Raw genomic sequence first — 2,087 nt, forward strand, 5'->3', positions numbered from 1 at the left:
GGTTCGACGAACGCGACGCCGACCGAGATGTCGTCGCGCTCGCGCAATTCGGTGGCGAGTTCCTCGCGCCGCTCGGGGCTGAGCCGCTTCGAGTCGGCGATACCGTCCGGGAGGGCGTCGGGCTCCCCTCGGACCGCCGCGGCGACCATCGGACCCAACACGGGTCCCTTTCCGGCCTCGTCGACGCCGATGTGCATATTCATTCGGATCTTCTGTGAGGGGTTAGAAATACCGATTGTAGGGCTGCAACCCTTATTATATTCAAGACATACAATATTAAAATAATTAGAATAGTTGGTTAAATCACCAGAATAAAACATCTCGTCAGATGACCAAAGATTATTAGCAGTTAGGACAGATGTCGGAGTAGACGAGCGATTCGTTTGACTATGCCACCAGAAATCACGTTTGGTCCGAGTGCTACGGAGACGGTACTAGAACAATTTGGGAAGACCGTTGACGAAGAGAATTATATTATTGATCAAGAGACAGAGGAACGTGAAAAATCGTATTACAAGAACGAAGAGATTCATATTGATGAATTTGCCGGTGTTATTGAAGGATCTGTTGGCTTTATCAAAGACGATTTTACTGAGATTCATGCATACGTGAAAGACAACAAAAATGACACAGAAGGACCTGATGAGTAGATGTGGGATAAAGCAAAACGAATTGCTATAGATAACCTCCGTTCAAAAGACCTTGATCTCTCTGATATAGATGAACTTAGGATCGTGGAAAGAGGTGAAGATAGACCACTCTTAGATTTAGACACTTCAGAAAAGCTGCTCGCACTAAATATTGACCAGCTTGCTGATGAAGAGAGAGAAGGATTGATTAATGAGATTGTAACTTCATTCGAATCACAACACCGTCTCTTCGGTGGCAATCCAAACAGGGTTCGAAGGGGAACCAAGTCTGCACTTTCAGCGGAATCAGTCCAGGAAACACTATCATTCTTTGAGGACTACCTTGGTGGACCGCACATGACGTTGCTGGAGCAAAGTCTCTTGATTAATCAAAGTCAGAATGTGATTCGACTCCCTCGGGACGAATTAGACGAATATAAGGAGGATATTGCTAGTGATTTCGCGGAACATGCAGTCGGCGGTGACTATCAGAGCGGCTACACTTGTATTCATATGGCAAGCTGTGGCTACTTTAGTCAAGAGGGTTATATCCGCTCTATCTTCCACCAGTTGGAAGATGAACATGTAGATTACCAACGAATAATAATGAATATTTTAAATCAGAGTCCATTCCTCGTAACTATTGGACGTGTGAGCAAATCGGATGTGATTGATGAGTTTAAGGAAAAGCTTAGATCAGCAGACCGGTACCAGTTTGACGTTGATTTTGTTGATGGCCGTGCGATGGGTGGTGGAAACAGAGAAACACTAGAAGAAGCTATCTTGACTATTCAGCGGGATGCGGAGACGTTGAAATATGATTGCGAGGTTCGAATTGGGGAAACGATTTATCGCCTCTATCCTGGCAGTTGGCGTGGATCCAGAAATTAATGCCTGCACGTGAACTTAATCTCCTAGTCCGAGATGCAAATTACCTTTTAGTCTTGCTCCCTATAGCAAACTTTTCTTTTGTGTATACAGAAAATGGTTCAATATTCACTCTGATCTTAACTCTTATTTCGTGCCTTGCCTGTGCAGTATTTCTCAATTTAACCTTGGGTATTCCTGACCCAAGTGACGACTCCGATTCAGAGAAACTCTCAAGACCTGTTACTGTTCTTTACTTTAGTTCCATTATTGCATGGACCGGGCTTTGGAGCTACAGTATCTATAAATTGTATACGTATTCTGGTGGGTCTAACACCTACGCGGATATTTTGTTGATCTTGTCTTTAGGCTGGGCAATATTACTCTTGACACACTTTGGTCTTGGCTGGAAAATAGATAACTATTCAAATGATATGTTTGAGTTTAGTGACTAAGAGACATATTCGCTACTGTTGCTGTTTCTCAGAGAGAATGCCTCAGAGGGCACTGTCTAGTTAACCTCCTGAGCTGGCGTTCTTTCGTCGAGCGACTGATGCGGTCGCTGAAAATTATAGTAATGAACGAACACTG

The 2,087-nt window shown here is 44.1% G+C and carries 2 protein-coding genes and 2 pseudogenes; 2 read left to right on the plus strand and 2 right to left on the minus strand.

The window, feature by feature from the left end; all coding sequences use genetic code 11:
- Positions 1 to 197, minus strand: a pseudogene (gene rnhB, locus C458_RS08825) (ribonuclease HII); the annotation flags it as partial.
- A 192-nt stretch (positions 198 to 389) separates the two neighbouring features.
- Here rnhB and C458_RS18090 point away from each other — a divergent pair.
- Entirely contained in the window at positions 390 to 650 is a 261-nt protein-coding gene (locus C458_RS18090) for a hypothetical protein (RefSeq protein ID WP_152418124.1), read from the plus strand.
- Positions 651 to 1,520, plus strand: a complete 870-nt coding sequence (locus tag C458_RS18095) for a hypothetical protein (protein ID WP_152418125.1) — start codon at positions 651 to 653, stop codon at positions 1,518 to 1,520.
- Between the two features lie 487 nt (positions 1,521 to 2,007).
- Here the strand turns inward: C458_RS18095 and C458_RS18100 are convergent.
- A pseudogene (locus C458_RS18100) lies at positions 2,008 to 2,087 on the minus strand (integrase core domain-containing protein); the annotation flags it as partial.

Origin of the sequence: Haloferax sp. ATCC BAA-644, from assembly GCF_000336975.1 — an archaeon.
Classification (GTDB): domain Archaea; phylum Halobacteriota; class Halobacteria; order Halobacteriales; family Haloferacaceae; genus Haloferax; species Haloferax volcanii.